We start from the raw sequence: 14,050 nt of genomic DNA, 5'->3' as shown, positions 1-14,050 counted from the left end.
TCTGCTTCTTAACAATAAATCCCTAGAAGCGGCGGGTACATATACCAAATCGCCTCGCACTGTCGACGCAAGACGCCCGCTAGACTTGAAAAGCATTCAGCCGGCGGTCGTCCATCCAGACGACCTGAGGGTCTCGCGCGAGCACTGCGCGCAGCTCCGCCTCGGCATAGAGATCGATGCTGGCGAACACCGCCTGCAGGCTGCCGCCGAAATCGTCCATATGGCGTCGCCAGAGGCTGTTCAGGCGCAGGATGCCGGGCCGGTCCGCCGGCAGGTCCACCGCCCGCGGGTGGGCAATGTACTCGATCGCCGCATCCTCCAGGCGCCGGTCCACATCGGCCCCGACGAACGCCTGCCGGCCCAGGCTCGGCGCGCCGAGGGTCCCGTCGCACAGCCCGTAATGCCAGCGCGGGTCCCGGAACACTGGGGCGAGCACCTCCCTGCGGATGCCGGCCAGCGAGACCTCCCGGCCCTCGACCCGCACCAGCGGCACGTCCCAGGGGCCGCGGGAGAACAGGCCGCCGGTCTGGATCTCGTCCGGACTGCCGACGATCAGGTGGTCTAGCACCAGCCGCACCACCAGGGCGTTGTAGAGGTTCAGCCAGAACGCCAGCTGCTCCACCCGCGACAGCGACGCCACCGGCAGGGCCGACTGCTCGCGCACATAGGCTTCCAGCAGCTCGCGGTCGGCGGTGGAGAACCGGGCGTAGTCGACCCGGGTGATGCCGTCAGGCCAGTCGCGGGTGTTGCGGTCGAGCAGGACCTGCCACACCCGATGGTCCACGACCCGCGTCGACAGCGGGTCGTGACGGCGCCAGATGTCCGCTCCCGGCCCGCCCGCACAGGAGGCGACAGGCAGGGCGGCAAGAGCGGCAAGCAGGTCTCGGCGCGGCATTCCTCTCGGCATGGGCGCAGTCTACGCGTTGACGCGGCGTCCGGACCATCGCTACATGGCGCGTCTTCCCCGGGAGCCGACGCTTGGATGCCATCCTCAACGCCGTCGTCCCTCTGTTCGCCGTGATCTTCGCCGGCTTCCTCGCCGGCAAGACCCGCGTACTGGCAGAGGAATGGGTACGCGGCCTGAACGTCTTCGTCTTCACCTTCGCCATGCCGCCGATGCTGTTCCGGCTGATGGCGACGACCGACGTCACCGCGATCGGCGAATGGTCCTTCGTGGCCGGGTTCTTCTACAGCGAGGTCCTGGTCTTCACCGCCGGCGCGGTGCTGGGCGGGCTGCTGTTCCGCCAGCGCTTCGCCGAGATGACCATGCAGGGTTTCGGCTCCTGCTTCTCCAACGGCGTGCTGCTCGCCCTGCCCCTGCTGATCAGCCTGTTCGGGGAGAAGGGTGCGACGGCGGCCGTGCTGCTGTTCACACTCGACGTGCTGCTGTTCAGCATCGTCACCATGATGCTGGAGATCGCCCGCAGCGGCGACCGGCCCGGCGGCGGCTGGCGGGCGGTGCGGATGTCGCTGCGCGCCATGCTGAAGAACCCGATCCTGATGTCGACCCTGATCGGCATCCTGTGGGGCATCGCCGGCCTGCCAGTGCCCGACCTGATCGACAAGAGCTTCGGCTTCATCGGCCAGGCGGGGCCGCCGTCGGCCCTGTTCGCGCTCGGCGCCACCCTGGCCTATCGCCGGGTGGCCGGCAGCGTCGGACCGGCGGCGATGATGGTGGTGTTCAAGCTGTTCATCCACCCGGCGGTCACCTTCGTGATCCTGGCCTATGTGGTCGGCGCCGATCCGTTCTGGATCCAGGCCGCGGTGATCTTCGCCGCCTGCCCGGTCGGCGCGAATGTCTATGTCTTCGCCCAGCATTACGGCATCTCCGTCACCGCCGCCTCGGCCGCCATCCTTGCCGCGACCGGCCTGTCGCTGCTGACGGTGACCGGCCTGCTGATCCTGTATCCGCCGATCGGGGTCTGACCGTGGCCCGCCGGCCCGCCAGGCCCCGCTCCCGCAAGGCCGCCAACCACCAGCGCGTCGGCTACTGGAGGCGCCGGACCGGACGGTGGTCGCGCTGGGCGGTGCTGATCGCCGCCCTGGTCGCCGCGGTCGCGGGCCTGCGCCAGTCGGAGCTGTTCTATCCGGTGGACGAGCCGTTCGATCGGGAGCTCTACCGGCATTGGAGCGACGCCGACGGCAACTGCCGCGACACCCGCCAGGAGGTCCTTGTCGCCGAGAGCCTGGAACGGCCGGAGATGAGCGCCGACGGCTGCAAGGTGGTGTCCGGCCGCTGGTTCGATCCATTCACCGGCACCAGCTTCACCGACCCGACCGAGCTGGATGTCGACCACCGGGTGCCGCTGTCGGAGGCGCATCGGTCGGGCGCCCATCGCTGGGACGCGGCCCGCCGGGAGGCCTATGCCAACGACCTCTCCCACCCGGACACCCTGATCGCCGTCGATCGCAGCGCCAACCGCTCGAAGGGCGACGGCGACCCGCTGTCGTGGATGCCGCCGGACTATGGCTACTGGTGCCCCTACGCCGCCCGCTGGCGGGCCACCAAGCAGCGCTGGGATCTGCAGGAGGACCTGCTGGAGGGCTGGTGGATTGACGCCGTGCTGACGACCTGCACACTGCTCGGCAGGCCCATCGGGCCATAAACCGACAGACTCCGACAAACGGCACCCTCATCGGACAAGGGACCACCGGACATGACCGAGCTGATCCTCACCACCTTCGACTGGGTTCCGGAGCCGCCGCGGGGCCTGGTGCGCGACCTGCGCATCCGCTGGGCGCTGGAGGAGGCCGGGCTGCCCTACCGGGTGGAAAGCGTGCCCTTCGAGGACCGCGGGCCCACGCATTTCGCCCACCAGCCCTTCGGACAGGTCCCCTGGCTGACGGACGGCGAGACCTCGATCTTCGAGACCGGCGCCATCCTGCTGCATCTGGGCGGGCAGAGCGAGGCCCTGCTGCCCAGCGCATCCGGCACGCGCGCCGCGGCGGTGCAGTGGCTGTTCGCCGCCCTCAATTCCGTGGAGATGGCCACCCAGCCCTGGGTTCTCTACCAGTTCACCGGCGACACCACGCAGACGCCCGGCCGGCAGCTCATGGACAGGTTCGCCGCCGGACGGCTGGATCGCATGGACGCGATGCTGGCCGACCGCGAGTGGCTGGTGGGAGACTTCTGCGTCGCCGACCTGCTGATGGCCGACATCCTGCGGGCCGTCGACCGGTTCGACGGGTTGTCCGCGCACCCGGCCTGCCGGGCCTATGTCGCCCGGGCCACGGGGCGGCCGGCCTTCGCCAAGGCCCATGACGACCAGCTCGCCCATTTCGCCGCGGCGGATGCCGCCCGGGCACCTTAGACCGGGAACCCTAGACCGGGCACCTTAGAAACGCTGTTGGTCCTTTCCGTGCGGCGGTGGAGTATTGTCCTCTACCGACCCGCCCCGACCTGCCCAGAGGACACCGCCGCATGCCGTTCGATTTCGACGAGATCATCGACCGTGAGAACACCCATTCGGTCAAGTGGGACTACCACAACCACGGCGGCTTCGCGGTCTGGGACAAGACCTACCGCCGCGCCGGCGACGACCGGGTGCTGCCCATGTGGGTGGCCGACATGGACTTCCGCTGCCCGCCGGCGGTGACCAAGGCGCTGGGCGATCTCGCCGCCCATGGGATCTTCGGCTATTCGGCCAAGACCGACGAGTATGTCGACGCGGTCTGCGGCTGGTTCCGCACCCGCCAGGGCTGGGACGCCAGGGGCGAGTGGCTGATCACCGCGCCGGGCGTGGTGCCGACCCTGAACGTGGTCGTGCGCGCTTTCACCCAGCCCGGCGACAAGGTCATCGTCCAGCGGCCGGTCTACTACCCGTTCTTCCGGGTGACGACCAACAACGGCTGCGAGGTCGTCTCCAACTCCCTGATCCTGGAGGACGGTGCCTACCGCATGGACCTGGAGGATCTGGAGGCCAAGGCCAAGGACCCAAAGACCAAGCTGCTGATCCTGTGCTCGCCCCACAACCCGATCGGCCGGGTCTGGAGCGCCGAGGAACTGACCGCCGTCGCCGAGATCTGCGCCCGCCACGGCGTCATCGTCGTGGCCGATGAGATCCATGGCGACCTGATGTTCCCGGGCGAGACCTTCACCCCCTTCGCCACCTTGGGCGACGTGGCGGCCCAGAACACCATCGTCTGCACCGCGCCGTCCAAGACCTTCAATCTGGCCGGCCTGCACACCTCCAACATCTTCATCCCCAACCCGGCCCTGCGCGAGAAGTTCGCCGAGACCTTCGCGCTGCACACCCTGCCGGGCATGAACCCGTTCGGCATCGCCGCCACCATGGCGGCCTATCGCGGGGCGGCCGACTGGCTCGACGCGGTGATGGCCTATGTCGCCGGCAACGCCGACCGGCTGATCGCCTTCTTCGGACAGGAAGTGCCGGAGATCCGCGCCATCCGCCCCCAAGGCACGTACCTGCAGTGGTTCGACTGCCGGGCCCTGGGCCTGGACAAGGACGCGCTGGAGGACCTGATGCTGAACCAGGCCAAGGTCTATTTCGACGAAGGCTACATCTTCGGTGCCGAGGGCGAAGGCTTCGAGCGCATCAACCTGGCCTGCCCGCGCAGCACCCTGGACGAGGCCCTGGTACGGATCCGCGACGCGATCAAGGCACGGCGCGCCTGAACTCAGCGCGCCCGCCCCGACACCTGACCCGGGGCGGGTCCGCGATCAGCCGCCGGCCACATAGGCCGAAAGCTGGCGCACCTCCTCCTCGGTCTCCTCCAGGCGGAACTTCACCACGTCGCCGATCGACACCATGCCGGCGAGCCGACCCTCCTCCAACACGGGGACATGGCGGAAGCGGCCCTGGGTCATCATCTCCATCACATCGGCGATGGTCTGGGACGGGCTGCAGGTGACGACCTTGGCGGTCATCAGGGAGCTGACCGGTTCGTCCAGCACGTCGCCGCCCTGCTGGGCCAGCACCCGGACCACGTCGCGCTCCGACAGGATGCCGGCAAGCGCGCCGCCATCGGTGGTGACGACGATGCAGCCGATGCGCTTTTCGGCCAGCGTGGCGACGGCGGTCCCCACCGGCGTGTCCGGCGCCACGGTGACGACGTTCTTGCCCTTGGTCTTCAGGATGTCGGAAACAATCATCTCTACCTCCCGCTTGGCGAAGCGGGCGGGCCGGTCCGGCGGCCCATCGGAACGTCTGTGCGTCCGCGTCAGTGAACCGTCAGCCTGAGCTCTGCGCCGACGGCCCGGCCGCGCCCGTTCCGAGGCGGCAAGAACGGCCCGATCCCGTCGCAAATGCCCATTGGCCGGGCCCTTGGTGACATGATCGGCCTGAATGCCCCGCCTGGCAAGCGCCTCGACGGTGGCACCCCGGCCCGGCCTGCGGTAGAAGGGACCCGGCTGTCCTCGTAGCTCAGCTGGATAGAGCACCAGATTCCTAATCTGGGGGTCACAGGTTCGAATCCTGTCGGGGACACCATTCCTTCATCGGATCTGATGGTCGTTTTGGCCGACCGTTCTCGCCTCAGTTCCCGGTGGCCTGGGCGCGCAGGCGGTCGATGACGTTCTCGTCGGTGATCCGACGGTGGGCAGCCTCCACGAAGCTGGACAGGCCGAACATCAGCAGACCGACCGCCACCACCCCGAGCAGCCAGGGGCCCGAGGGCTGCTTCTGCAGCTCGCGCAGCGCCTCGGCGAGGCCGCCCGCCTGGCTCGGATCGGTGTTCCATCCGGCACTGACCAGGAAGACCGCCACGAGGGTCAGGACGATCGCGCGGGCGGCATATCCCGCCCGGCCCACCGTCTTGGCGGTGCCGTGGCTCTCGCCGGAGATGGCCAGATCGTCCATGAAGTTCGCGGTCCAGGCTGCCTTGGCCTGCCCCAGGGCGACGCCGAACACCACGGCGCCGACGGCCATCACCATCCACGGGCCGTAGGGTTGGCGCATCAGCCAGGCGGTCCAGCCCTTCATGTCGCCGCCTGACATGGTCAATCCGATGGCGAGAGCCGCGGCGTAGATCGCCAGACCGATATGGATGACCGCGCTGACGATCCGGGCGCTGCGCATCACCAGGCCGCGCGCGTCACTGCCGATATCGTTCAGGTCGAGGACCGCTTCCACCATGCGGAACAGCCCGTAGCACAGCAAGCCCAGCGCCATGGCGCCGAGCATCGCCCATCCGAACGGGCCGCCGACCAGGCTGTGCAGGGCGCCCTTGGTGTCGGTGGGGACACCCACCCCGAGGGCGGAGCGCATGGCGAACCAGCCGACCAGGAGATAGACCACGCCATGCGCCGCGAAGCCTATGCGGCCGAACGTCTCCAACCGGTAGACCCGGTCCATAGGTTTCTCCGTGTTCATCTGACAGGTTGGAACGCGCGAGGGCCGCCGGTGGTTGCCTCAAGGCCCGCCCCGGTCGCTACGGGTCAGCGGCCCTCATTAAGGAATTCTTCAGAATTCACCCGCTTAGGTTGCTACTTCCACTCGATTTCTCTCCTCTGCCCGGTTCGCACCCATGTCCTCTGCACAGAACCCGCTCGGCGCCGCCGGACGCCTTTCGTGGACGCCGCCGCCGGATAGTGAATACTGGAGGGATCGATCTCGCCTCGGGGAGTTGGCATGACGGAACCTGATCAGACGGACGCACGTTCCGTTCCGGGTCCGGTCGGGATCTGCGCGGACGTCTTCGACCACTGGCGGGCGCTCTGCCGACAGGAGGCGGCGGCGCTCGGCATACCGGTGCGCGACCAGATCGACCTGCTGACCCTGCCGAAATCCGCCCGCGGCAACTTCTTCCTGATCGAGCGACGGGAGGACCGCTACCTCGTGCGCCTCGCGTCGACGACCCTGGTGGACAATATGGGGACCGAGACGACCGGTAAGTATCTCGACGAGTTGATGCGACCGGAGATCTATCCGGCACGCCGCGCGCTGTTTGATTTCTGTGTACACCAGGGCTGTCCCGTCTACTATGGCGCGACTCTCGCCGCCCCGACCCGGGGGCATATCGCCTTTCGACGCATCCTCCTTCCGTTGCGCAGCGCGGCCGACGCCGACATCGACCTGGTCTGTGGCGCAATGGAATTTCTCTCTGCGCAGGAACTTGCCGATGGCCCGTCGACTGCGACCTCATCCGCGCTCCCGGAGCCGGCAGACGACAAGGGATTGGTATTCCGCAGGGTTTTCAGAAGCGACCGGTGGACCGACTGGTCGGACGACCCTTTACCCCTCGACGAAACACAAGTTTCGCGTTAACGAGTCGTTAACCTTTCTGCCCAAGGATGCGTTCCAGGTCGGCAGTTCGTGTCTCCGCACCCTTCTCTCGCGCGGGGGCTCGGCCTCTCCTTTCGGTTGTTATATTATGGAGCGGGGCGTTGTCAGAAACCGGCTTCCCCGGTGAGCTAAGGAACGCGGGCATCGCGCCGGACGGCCTGTGTGCCGATCTGTTCAGCCATTGGCTCGAGCTCTGCGCCGATTCATCCGCTCCCGACCGAATTCCCGTGCGATCCCAGATCGACATGCTGACCCTGCCGACGCAGGTCCTGCCCTGGTTCTTCCTGCAGGAATGGCGCGACGGCCGGTACAAGAGCGTCATCGCCGGCACCAAGCTGACCGACGAGTTCGGCTTCGAGCCCAGGGGCCGGTTCATGGACGAGCTGCTGTCCAACGCCGTCTATCACGCCCGGCGCAGGATGTTCGACACCTGCCTGGAGGTCGGGGTGCCGTTCTACTACCGCGGCAGCCTGTCCCGGCCGGCCGACCGGTATGTCGCCTTCCAACGCCTGCTCCTGCCACTGCGCGCCGCCGAGGACGCTCCGATCAGCATGCTGTTCGGGGTGCTCCGGTTCTACGAGCGGACGGCGCTGAGCGATCGCGAGCTGCGGCTGATGGAGTTCGATGCCGGCAGCCTGTTCCACTGCAGCACCTACGAGCACGGGCGCTGGCTCACCTGGCCGCCAGAGAGCGCCCCCCACCCTGCGCGCTGACCGTGGCGCTCAGCCCGACCAGTTCGGCGAGATCTTCCCCGCGCAGGCCCGCTGCCAGCTCTCCCGCTGCCGCAGGGCCGCCATCGCCTTGGTCAGCGACGGCGCCTGCTCCAGCAGCGTCCCCGCCTCGTCCAGAAGCGTGAGCACGTCGAGGGTGCAGACCAGCACGATATCGGCCAGGGACAGGCGCCCACCGGCGAGATGGCCCTGTTCGGCGTATTGCCGGTCCAGCGCGGCGATATCCCGCACCGCCGCCTTGCGCGCCCGGGCGATCCGGGGCTCGTTGACCGACCGGTCGGGGCCGGACGGAAAAGCCAGCTCCAGCGCCCAGTCCCGCACGATGTGCCGGTCGACCGTTCCCATCACCCCGTTGAACCACTGATCCATCCGGATGCGCTCCAGCGGGTCGGACGGCTGCAGGCTGTCGGGCTCGCCGAAGGTCAGGTCGATGTAGCGCATGATCGCCAGGCTCTCGAACAGCACCACGTCGCCGTGGCGCATCACCGGCACCTTGCCGAAGGGCGAGATCGCCTGTATCTCGCGCGAGCGCATGTCGCGGAAGCCGGTCAGAGCCGTCTCGTAGGTCGCGCCGTTCTCCAGGGCTGTCATGGCGCAGGCCCGCACGAAGTTGGAATGGGCGATGCCATAGAGAACGATGTCGGCCATGGAAGACTCCGTCTGGAACAGGTCGCGCCCGCCGGTCAGTCGAGCGCGTAGACCATCGCCTTGAGATAGGCGCTCTCCGGCAAATGTGCATGGACCGGATGGTCCGGGCCCGCCCCGGCCGAGCGCAGCAACCGCCCCTGGCGCTCCGCATCGCCGAGACCGCGGGCGTTCTGCTGGGCGAAGGACACCGGATCCATGTGGTGCGAGCACGAGGCCAGCAGCAGCACGCCGCCGGGTGCGGTGATCTGCGCGGTCATCCGGGCAAGCTTGCGATAGGCTTTGGCCGCCGGGCCGACATCCTTCTTCGAGCGCGCGAAGGCCGGGGGATCGCAGACCACGATGTCGTACTGCTCCCCGGTCTTCACCAGATGCTCCAGGGCGGCGAAGGCATCGGCCTTGCGGGTGGAAACCCGATCGGCGACGCCGCTCAGCTCCGCCGCCTTGGTCGCCTGGGCCAGGGCGGGGGCGGCCCGGTCGATCAGGTCGACCGAGACGGCACCGGCGACCGCCGCCTGCACACCGAAGCCTCCCGTATGGGTATAGAGGTCGAGCACCCGCGCACCGGCCGCGAGGCGGGCGATGAAGGCGCGGTTGTCGCGATGGTCGAAGAACCAGCCGGTCTTCTGGCCGCCCAGCGGGTCGAGCGGAAACAGCGCGCCGCCCTCGGCCACCAGGGCCGGATCGGGCACCGTCCCCTCGACCAGCCGGACCTCCTCGCCCAGCCCCTCGAGCTTGCGCACCGGGCTGTCGTTGCGCAGCACGATGGCGGCGGGGGCGAGCACCTCGCGCACCGCTTCCACGACCAGCGGCATCATGCGGTCCATGCCGGCGGAATTGGCCTGGAGCACGACGACGTCGCCATAGCGGTCGACGATCAGCCCGGGCAGCCCGTCGGCCTCCGCATGGACGACCCGGTAATACGGCGTGTCGAACATCCGCTCGCGCCAGGCCAGCGCCTCGGCGAGCTTGCCGGCGATCCAGCCGGCATCGATCACCGCCGCCGGATCGCGGTCGAGCATGCGCAGGGCGATGAGGCTGTGCGGGTTCATATGGGCCCAGCCCAGCGGCTCGCCCGCATGGGTCTCCACGGCCACCACCGTGCCCGGCGTCAGCGCCTTGGCCTCGGCGGTCATCGCGACCTCGTTGGAGAAGCCCCAGGGATGGCCCCGCAGCAGGCGGGTGCCGCCTCCCTTGTTCAGTCGGATCGTGGGGGTGTTGTCGGACATGGGAGTCTCCGGGCCGGACGGTGCGACACAGGCGGCACCGATTGTGGGGTGCGGGTTATGGCACGACTGGCCGGGCTCGCGGTACCATAAGCTATGATTCGCGCTCTACCCCTCCTCGTCCTGCTTACCGCCCTGGCCGCCTGTACGGCGCCGCAGACGGCCGTGCAGCGCCCCGGGCCTCCGGCCCCGCAGCTCACCCTCGTGGAAGCCGTCCCGCCGGACGCGCGCTGCCGGGCGGTCGGACGTGTCGCCCGCCGCGACATGCAGGCGGCGCCGATGAGCATCGACCCACGCAAGCTCGGCTTCCCGGTCGAGATCACCTGCGAGGCGCCGGGCTATCTGACGACGACGGAGGTTCTGCACCCCCGGCCCCTGCCCGACGTCCTGACCACCGCCCAGGCCCGGCAGCCGTTCTCGCCGATGGCGGATCCGGCCCCCGCCGCCGGTGCGCCGCCGACCAGCCAGGTGCCCTTCCGACTCATCGTCCCTCTGCGCGGCGCCCTGTTCGAGACCGCCGCCGACCGCGCCGCCTTCTACGAAGCGCTGCTCAACGACCGGATGGCGCGCTGGACAGCCCTTCAGCACCAGGCGGAGGCCGACTGCTCCAAACCCGGGACCTCGCGGGCCGGCGCCAGTTCCACCTCGCCTCCGGAGGTCTGCCGCCGGGCCTATGGCTGGCTGCGCGAGCTGCGCGATGCCGACCTGCGGACGCTGGAGATCGACCGCCGCCGGGCCACCTTTCGGTAGAAATCCACCCGTTTTCAGTCTGAATCCGTCCGCTTGGCCGAATTTTAGAATTATCCCATTGCCCATCACGCGCTTGTCGCTGGTACAGTCCGGTGCAGTTAACTACGAGCGGGCACAGGGTGGGGTCCGGTTTGCGCTTTCGGCGCTCCGCCTGGCATAACCCGTCCACGAAAAAAGGGAATCCAGCGGGGACCCAAGATGAAAATCGGCATCGTCAAGGAACGCCGAGAGGGCGAGAAACGCGTCGCTGCCTCGGCGGACACGGTAAAGAAATACATCCAGCTCGGCGCGGAGGTCGCGATCGAGTCCGGCGCGGGTCTCTCCGCCGCCGTGACCGATGACGCCTACACCGCGGCCGGCGCGAAGATCGTCAAGACCGCCAAGGAGGCGATCGGCGACGCCGATGTCGTCCTGAAGGTCCGAAAACCGACCACCGAAGAGATCCCGCTGCTCAAGAAGGGCGCGCTGCTGATCTCCCTGATGGAGCCGCACAAGGACAAGGCGCTGATCGACGCCATCGCCAAGCAGGGCGTGCGCAGCTTCGCCCTGGAGCTGGTGCCGCGGATCACCCGCGCCCAGTCGATGGACGTGCTGTCGTCCCAGTCGAACCTGGCCGGCTACAAGGCCGTGCTGGACGCCGCCGCCGTGTTCGGCCGGGCCTTCCCGATGATGATGACGGCCGCCGGCACGGTCCCGCCGGCCCGCGTGCTGGTCATGGGTGCGGGTGTCGCCGGTCTGCAGGCGATCGCCACGGCCCGCCGTCTCGGCGCCATCGTGTCGGCCACCGACGTGCGCCCGGCCGCCAAGGAGCAGGTCGAGAGCCTGGGCGGAACCTTCGTCGCCGTGGAGGACGAGGAGTTCAAGCAGGCCGAAACCGCCGGCGGCTACGCCAAGGAAATGAGCGATGAGTACAAGAAGAAGCAGGCGGCCCTGATCGCCGAGACCATCGCCAAGCAGGACATCGTCATCACCACCGCCCTGATCCCGGGCCGGCCGGCCCCGGTGCTGGTCACCGAGGAGATGGTGAAGACCATGAAGCCGGGCTCGGTCATCGTCGACCTCGCCGTCGAGCAGGGCGGCAACTGCCCGCTGTCCAAGCCGGGCGAGGTGGTGGAGGCCCATGGCGTGACCCTGGTCGGCCACGTGAACGTCCCGAGCCGGGTCGCGGTCGATGCCAGCGCGCTCTACGCCAAGAACCTGCTGAACTTCCTCACCCCCCTGATCGACAAGGAAAGCAAGGCGATCAAGGTCGACGAGGAGGACGAGATCATCAAGGCGTCCACCATCACCAAGGACGGCGCCATCACCAGCGATCGGATCCTGGCGCTGCCGGACGAGCCGGCCGAGGCTCCCAAGGCTGCGGCGAAACCGGCGGCCAAACCGGCTGCCAAGAAAGCGCCGGCCAAGAAGCCGGCCGCCAAGAAGGAAGCCCCGAAGGCAGCCGAAAAGAAGGCTGAGGAAACCAAGCCGGAGGCGGCGCCCAAGCCGGACGGCTCAAGCGGCGACGCGAAGGCGTAAGGAGGGACCCTGATGTCGGACACTTCTCTCGCGGACAAGCTTAAGGACCTCGCCGAAGAGGCCCGCGAGCTTGCCTCTGATGCCGCCGACCTGGCCACCCAGGCTGGCACCGCGGCGCTGGACAAGACGGTCGCGGCGACCGCCCCGGCGGCCCAGGCCGCCCAGGGCGGCGCGCTCGACCCCACCGTGGTCGGCCTGACCGTCTTCGTGCTGGCCTGCTTCGTCGGCTACTACGTGGTGTGGCGGGTCACCCCGGCCCTGCACTCGCCGCTGATGGCGGTCACCAACGCGATCTCCTCGGTGATCATCGTCGGCGCGCTGATCGCGGCCGGCCCGGACAGCATGAACTTCTCGTCGATCATGGGCTTCTTCGCCGTGGTGCTGGCCAGCGTGAACATCGCCGGCGGCTTCCTGGTGACCGAGCGCATGCTCGCCATGTTCAAGAAGAAGAAGTGAGGGAAGGACCCATATCATGAGTGGCACCATCTCCTCGCTTCTGTACCTGGTCTCCGGCGTCTGCTTCATCATGGCGCTGCGCGGCCTGTCGCACCCCTCCACCTCGCGGGCGGGCAACTATTACGGCATGGCCGGCATGGCCATCGCCATCGTCACCACCCTGACCCTGCCGGTGGTGCAGTCCTACGAGATCATCATCGTCGGCCTGCTGATCGGCGGCGCCATCGGTGCCGTCATCGCCCGCAAGATCCAGATGACCGCCCTGCCTCAGCTCGTGGCGGCGTTCCACAGCCTGGTCGGTCTCGCCGCCTGTTTCGTGGCGGCCGCGGCCTTCTACCGGCCGGACGCCTACGGCATCGGCGAGATCGGCGCGATCCGCGTCGGCTCGCTGATCGAGATGGCGCTGGGCCTGGCGATCGGCGCGATCACCTTCACCGGATCGATCATCGCCTTCGGCAAGCTCCAGGGTCTGGTCACCGGCCGGCCGCTGGTCTTCACCGGCCAGCATCCGCTGAACGCCCTGCTCGGCGTCGCCCTGGTGGTCCTGATCATCTGGCTGTGCGTCACCCAGGGCCCGACCGCGTTCTGGCTGATCTTCATCGTCGCCCTGGCGCTCGGCTTCCTGCTGATCCTGCCGATCGGCGGCGCCGACATGCCGGTCGTGGTGTCGATGCTGAACTCGTATTCGGGCTGGGCGGCGGCCGGCATCGGCTTCACCCTCGGCAACCACCTGCTGATCATCACCGGTGCGCTGGTGGGCTCCTCCGGCGCGATCCTGTCCTACATCATGTGCAAGGGCATGAACCGGTCGTTCATCAGCGTCATTCTCGGCGGCTTCGGCGGCGAGAGCGAGGCGGCGGCGGCCGGTGGGCCGGGCGGCGACCGCTCGGTCAAGTCGGGCAGTGCCGAAGACGCGGCCTTCATCATGGAGAGCGCGTCGTCGGTCATCATCGTGCCGGGCTATGGCATGGCGGTGGCCCAGGCCCAGCACGCCCTGCGCGAGATGGCCGACACGCTGAAGGCCAAGGGCGTGAAGGTCCGCTACGCCATCCACCCGGTGGCGGGCCGCATGCCGGGCCACATGAACGTGCTGCTGGCCGAGGCCAACGTGCCCTATGACGAGGTGCTCGAACTGGAGGAGATCAACCGCGATTTCTCCCAGACCGACGTGGCCTTCGTGATCGGCGCCAACGACGTGACCAACCCGGCGGCCAAGACCGACCCGGCGAGCCCGATCTACGGCATGCCGATCCTGGACGTGGAGAACGCCAAGACCGTGCTGTTCGTGAAGCGCTCCATGGCGTCCGGCTATGCCGGCGTGGAGAACGAGGTGTTCTTCCGCGACAACACGATGATGCTGTTCGGCGACGCCAAGAAGATGTGCGAGGAGATCGTCCAGTCGCTGGACTGACGGTCTTCGCCGCGAAACACGAAAGGCGCCGGGGAGCGATCTCCGGCGCCTTTTCTTTGTGGGTGTGGG

14 protein-coding genes, 1 tRNA gene and 1 pseudogene are annotated in these 14,050 nt (G+C 68.2%); 11 read left to right on the top strand and 5 right to left on the bottom strand.

The genetic code is table 11. From position 1 onward, the window contains the following. Window positions 1-79: 79 nt before the first annotated feature. Complete coding sequence (locus ACOQOP_RS22345) at window positions 80-907, bottom strand: DUF547 domain-containing protein (RefSeq protein ID WP_420564027.1); 828 nt, start codon at window positions 905-907, stop codon at window positions 80-82. Window positions 908-978: 71 nt separating this feature from the next. Between ACOQOP_RS22345 and ACOQOP_RS22340 the strand changes: the two genes are divergently transcribed. The 4 genes from ACOQOP_RS22340 (at window position 979) to ACOQOP_RS22325 (ending at window position 4,636) form a co-directional block, all read left to right on the top strand. Beyond that, window positions 979-1,926 (top strand): AEC family transporter, encoded by a 948-nt coding sequence (locus ACOQOP_RS22340; RefSeq protein WP_420564026.1) that lies wholly within the window; start codon window positions 979-981, stop codon window positions 1,924-1,926. A 2-nt stretch (window positions 1,927-1,928) separates the two neighbouring features. Then, the gene (locus ACOQOP_RS22335) at window positions 1,929-2,606 is read left to right on the top strand and encodes a GmrSD restriction endonuclease domain-containing protein (protein ID WP_420564025.1); all 678 of its coding nucleotides are present in this window, start codon (window positions 1,929-1,931) and stop codon (window positions 2,604-2,606) included. 51 nt (window positions 2,607-2,657) lie between these two features. Further along, window positions 2,658-3,311, top strand: coding sequence for a glutathione S-transferase family protein (locus ACOQOP_RS22330; RefSeq protein WP_420564024.1), 654 nt, complete (start codon window positions 2,658-2,660; stop codon window positions 3,309-3,311). 110 nt (window positions 3,312-3,421) lie between these two features. Further along, entirely contained in the window at window positions 3,422-4,636 is a 1,215-nt protein-coding gene (locus tag ACOQOP_RS22325; protein WP_420564023.1) for a MalY/PatB family protein, read from the top strand. 45 nt (window positions 4,637-4,681) lie between these two features. Here the strand turns inward: ACOQOP_RS22325 and ACOQOP_RS22320 are convergent, their stop codons facing one another. After that, complete coding sequence (locus ACOQOP_RS22320) at window positions 4,682-5,113, bottom strand: CBS domain-containing protein (protein WP_420564022.1); 432 nt, start codon at window positions 5,111-5,113, stop codon at window positions 4,682-4,684. A gap of 260 nt (window positions 5,114-5,373) precedes the next feature. On the opposite strand from ACOQOP_RS22320, the gene ACOQOP_RS22315 reads away from it, so the two are divergent. Further along, window positions 5,374-5,450: transfer RNA gene (locus ACOQOP_RS22315), tRNA-Arg, on the top strand. A 45-nt stretch (window positions 5,451-5,495) separates the two neighbouring features. On the opposite strand, the gene ACOQOP_RS22310 is transcribed toward ACOQOP_RS22315, so the two are convergent. Continuing rightward, window positions 5,496-6,314, bottom strand: a complete 819-nt coding sequence (locus ACOQOP_RS22310) for a DUF1206 domain-containing protein (protein ID WP_420564021.1) — start codon at window positions 6,312-6,314, stop codon at window positions 5,496-5,498. Between the two features lie 276 nt (window positions 6,315-6,590). On the opposite strand from ACOQOP_RS22310, the gene ACOQOP_RS22305 reads away from it, so the two are divergent. Beyond that, window positions 6,591-7,226 (top strand): PAS domain-containing protein, encoded by a 636-nt coding sequence (locus ACOQOP_RS22305; RefSeq protein ID WP_420564020.1) that lies wholly within the window; start codon window positions 6,591-6,593, stop codon window positions 7,224-7,226. A gap of 245 nt (window positions 7,227-7,471) precedes the next feature. Further along, window positions 7,472-7,957 (top strand): PAS domain-containing protein, encoded by a 486-nt coding sequence (locus ACOQOP_RS22300; protein WP_420564019.1) that lies wholly within the window; start codon window positions 7,472-7,474, stop codon window positions 7,955-7,957. 9 nt (window positions 7,958-7,966) lie between these two features. On the opposite strand, the gene ACOQOP_RS22295 is transcribed toward ACOQOP_RS22300, so the two are convergent. Both ACOQOP_RS22295 and ACOQOP_RS22290 read right to left on the bottom strand, forming a co-directional pair. After that, window positions 7,967-8,623 carry a glutathione S-transferase family protein gene (locus ACOQOP_RS22295; protein ID WP_420564018.1) on the bottom strand — a complete coding sequence of 219 codons (657 nt, stop codon included), beginning with the start codon at window positions 8,621-8,623 and terminating at the stop codon, window positions 7,967-7,969. Window positions 8,624-8,658: 35 nt separating this feature from the next. Further along, window positions 8,659-9,849 carry a class I SAM-dependent rRNA methyltransferase gene (locus ACOQOP_RS22290; protein ID WP_420564017.1) on the bottom strand — a complete coding sequence of 397 codons (1,191 nt, stop codon included), beginning with the start codon at window positions 9,847-9,849 and terminating at the stop codon, window positions 8,659-8,661. A 276-nt stretch (window positions 9,850-10,125) separates the two neighbouring features. Here ACOQOP_RS22290 and ACOQOP_RS22285 point away from each other — a divergent pair, with 276 nt between their 5' ends. The 4 genes and pseudogenes from ACOQOP_RS22285 (at window position 10,126) to ACOQOP_RS22270 (ending at window position 13,981) form a co-directional block, all read left to right on the top strand. Beyond that, entirely contained in the window at window positions 10,126-10,596 is a 471-nt protein-coding gene (locus ACOQOP_RS22285; protein WP_420564016.1) for a hypothetical protein, read from the top strand. A gap of 198 nt (window positions 10,597-10,794) precedes the next feature. Then, window positions 10,795-11,970, top strand: a pseudogene (locus ACOQOP_RS22280) (Re/Si-specific NAD(P)(+) transhydrogenase subunit alpha); the annotation flags it as partial. Between the two features lie 156 nt (window positions 11,971-12,126). Then, on the top strand, window positions 12,127-12,570 hold the full coding sequence (locus ACOQOP_RS22275) for an NAD(P) transhydrogenase subunit alpha (protein WP_420564015.1): 444 nt from the start codon (window positions 12,127-12,129) through the stop codon (window positions 12,568-12,570). A 16-nt stretch (window positions 12,571-12,586) separates the two neighbouring features. After that, a complete protein-coding gene (locus ACOQOP_RS22270) occupies window positions 12,587-13,981 on the top strand; it encodes an NAD(P)(+) transhydrogenase (Re/Si-specific) subunit beta (RefSeq protein ID WP_420564014.1) in 1,395 nt (464 codons plus the stop codon). Window positions 13,982-14,050: the final 69 nt, after the last annotated feature.

Source organism: Thalassobaculum sp., assembly GCF_965223715.1.
In the GTDB taxonomy this organism is placed as follows: domain Bacteria; phylum Pseudomonadota; class Alphaproteobacteria; order Thalassobaculales; family Thalassobaculaceae; genus Thalassobaculum.
Note: the sequence above shows the minus strand (reverse complement) of the source record. Positions and strands in the feature narration are given on the sequence as shown.

What these genes read in the sequence shown, in the direction of transcription:
- ACOQOP_RS22345 (WP_420564027.1), bottom strand. Translation starts at nt 907, where the DNA reads ATGCCGAGAGGAATGCCGCGCCGAGACCTGCTTGCCGCTCTTGCCGCC.
- ACOQOP_RS22330 (WP_420564024.1), top strand. Translation starts at nt 2,658, where the DNA reads ATGACCGAGCTGATCCTCACCACCTTCGACTGGGTTCCGGAGCCGCCG.
- ACOQOP_RS22325 (WP_420564023.1), top strand. Translation starts at nt 3,422, where the DNA reads ATGCCGTTCGATTTCGACGAGATCATCGACCGTGAGAACACCCATTCG.
- ACOQOP_RS22320 (WP_420564022.1), bottom strand. Translation starts at nt 5,113, where the DNA reads ATGATTGTTTCCGACATCCTGAAGACCAAGGGCAAGAACGTCGTCACC.
- ACOQOP_RS22310 (WP_420564021.1), bottom strand. Translation starts at nt 6,314, where the DNA reads ATGGACCGGGTCTACCGGTTGGAGACGTTCGGCCGCATAGGCTTCGCG.
- ACOQOP_RS22305 (WP_420564020.1), top strand. Translation starts at nt 6,591, where the DNA reads ATGACGGAACCTGATCAGACGGACGCACGTTCCGTTCCGGGTCCGGTC.
- ACOQOP_RS22295 (WP_420564018.1), bottom strand. Translation starts at nt 8,623, where the DNA reads ATGGCCGACATCGTTCTCTATGGCATCGCCCATTCCAACTTCGTGCGG.
- ACOQOP_RS22290 (WP_420564017.1), bottom strand. Translation starts at nt 9,849, where the DNA reads ATGTCCGACAACACCCCCACGATCCGACTGAACAAGGGAGGCGGCACC.
- ACOQOP_RS22285 (WP_420564016.1), top strand. Translation starts at nt 10,126, where the DNA reads ATGAGCATCGACCCACGCAAGCTCGGCTTCCCGGTCGAGATCACCTGC.
- ACOQOP_RS22275 (WP_420564015.1), top strand. Translation starts at nt 12,127, where the DNA reads ATGTCGGACACTTCTCTCGCGGACAAGCTTAAGGACCTCGCCGAAGAG.
- ACOQOP_RS22270 (WP_420564014.1), top strand. Translation starts at nt 12,587, where the DNA reads ATGAGTGGCACCATCTCCTCGCTTCTGTACCTGGTCTCCGGCGTCTGC.